This is a genomic window from Pirellulales bacterium, from assembly GCA_035939775.1.
Classification (GTDB): domain Bacteria; phylum Planctomycetota; class Planctomycetia; order Pirellulales; family DATAWG01; genus DASZFO01.
This window is the reverse complement of sequence record DASZFO010000369.1, coordinates 1-1,736: the sequence shown is the minus strand read 5'-3', so window position 1 is coordinate 1,736 and position 1,736 is coordinate 1. Positions and strand designations below refer to the sequence as shown.

Below are 1,736 nucleotides of genomic sequence, written 5' to 3'. Positions count from 1 at the left end.
CAAGACCCCTGGCGACGGGAGAAATCCATCGGCCAGGGGGCCTGATACGACGGGTCAGGCGGCTGAACGCAGCAGCGCCGGCTCGTTGTCCTGCAGCCGTTCGCGCTCAACCACGTCACCCTTTGTCAAGGCGCGGTAGATCGCGAGGTAGTCGCGGGCCATGCGCTCGGCGGTGAAACGCCGCTCGAAGCACCGCCTGACCTCGGCACGCGGCAGCATTTCGACTTGCGCCACAGCCTGCACCGCACCATCCACGTCATCGACAATGAAACCCGAAACGCCGTGCTCGATGATCTCGGGCACCGATCCTCGGCGGAACGCAATCACGGGCGTGCCGCAGGCCATTGCCTCGATCATGACCAGCCCGAATGGCTCCGGCCAATCAATTGGAAACAGCAGCGCCAGCGCGTTGCCGAGAAAATCGGGCTTCGTCGCTTCGTTGATCTCGCCGACGAATTCGACATTCCGGCTTTTCTTGACCAGAGGCTTGACCACGGCTTCCCAATACGATTGATCGGCCTTGTCTATTTTGGCCGCGATCTTTAGGGGCAATCCGAGCCGGTCGGCAATTTCGATGGCGCGATCCGGGCGCTTCTCCGGCGCGATGCGCCCAAGAAAGGCCAAATAGCTACCCGTTGCGACGGGACTGAACGGCAGGCCGTCAGCCGGCAAACCGTGGTGCACGGTCCCGACCCAGTTCGCAGACGGCAAAGGCCGCCGCTGGTCGGCAGAGATAGATATCAACGGCGCTTGACCGAAGAATTCATAGAACGGCTTGAGGTCGGCCAAATCGAGCCGGCCATGAACCGTGGTCAGGGTGGGTTTGCCGAGGTGCCGGAGCAGTGGAAAGTGGACGAGATCGGTGTGGAAGTGCAGCACGTCGAATTCGGCGGCTCGCCGTCCGACCTCGTCCATCATCATCAAGTGGTAAGACAGCGGGTCTCTGATTAGCGGATCGAGCCGCAACGCGGCCTCGGAACACGGGACCACGGCGGCTCCGGTCCGTGAGTCGCCGCTGGCGAACAGGGTCACTTCATGGCCCTGCCGGACGAGTTCTTCGGTCAGATAGGCGACGATCCGCTCGGTGCCCCCATAGAGCAGCGGCGGAACACGTTCATAGAGCGGCGCTATTTGGGCGATTTTCATCGGCAAGACCTCCTCTCCCGAGCGAAGCATCAACAATGAATCAGGCGTGGTCCCGCTATGGCGAACCATCCCGGCCAAATCGGCGAGCACGAGATAGGTTGGACTGCTCAAACCGGCAAGCTCTGGAACCGGGTCTGCGGCTGAGGTCTTGCGTTGGCTCAAACGGCAGGCTCGCAATTCTGCGGGTCCAGTTCCGTGAGCCGGAACGCCTTCACTCAGCGCATGTTCAATGCGATGCCCGGCGACGACGCCGGGCACTCAGGCGGGCGGGGCTTTTGGAGTTCTGCCCGCTTTGTTATTTGGATGTGTTGTCGAGCGAAAACCCGATCTTTTTGAGTTCCACGAGCGCGAAGCTGCTCGCTACAAACGCTTGCTCGCGAATACAACGACCCCGGCGCTGAAAGCTCGGCTGGCCGCGAAAGCCAAGGAGCGTGAAGACCTCGCCGAAAGCTTAGAGCACCGGGAAAATGGCGAAGCCCGTCTCAAACGCGCGTTGGCCCGCTCTTGAGCGCCGCTCTGCACCCGCTGAGAATCCTGGGCTTTATCGGATTGGGACTGGTTGGCCAGGAACCGGACGAGGTGCCGGGAAT

The 1,736-nt window shown here is 61.7% G+C and carries 3 protein-coding genes; 2 read left to right on the top strand and 1 reads right to left on the bottom strand.

Going from position 1 to position 1,736, the window contains the following annotated elements:
• Positions 1 to 54: 54 nt before the first annotated feature.
• The gene (locus tag VGY55_24350; GenBank protein ID HEV2973121.1) at positions 55 to 1,065 is read right to left on the bottom strand and encodes a glycosyltransferase family 4 protein; all 1,011 of its coding nucleotides are present in this window, start codon (positions 1,063 to 1,065) and stop codon (positions 55 to 57) included.
• Here VGY55_24350 and VGY55_24345 point away from each other — a divergent pair.
• Positions 1,036 to 1,185 carry a hypothetical protein gene (locus VGY55_24345; protein HEV2973120.1) on the top strand — a complete coding sequence of 50 codons (150 nt, stop codon included), beginning with the start codon at positions 1,036 to 1,038 and terminating at the stop codon, positions 1,183 to 1,185. The two genes, VGY55_24350 and VGY55_24345, sit on opposite strands and share 30 nt — an antisense overlap.
• A 190-nt stretch (positions 1,186 to 1,375) precedes the next feature.
• Entirely contained in the window at positions 1,376 to 1,654 is a 279-nt protein-coding gene (locus tag VGY55_24340; GenBank protein ID HEV2973119.1) for a hypothetical protein, read from the top strand.
• Positions 1,655 to 1,736 lie beyond the last annotated feature (82 nt).

Bases quoted from the DNA above. Each gene is read 5' to 3' on its own strand.
- VGY55_24345 (HEV2973120.1), top strand. From the start codon at position 1,036: ATGGCCCTGCCGGACGAGTTCTTCGGTCAGATAGGCGACGATCCGCTC.
- VGY55_24340 (HEV2973119.1), top strand. From the start codon at position 1,376: ATGCGATGCCCGGCGACGACGCCGGGCACTCAGGCGGGCGGGGCTTTT.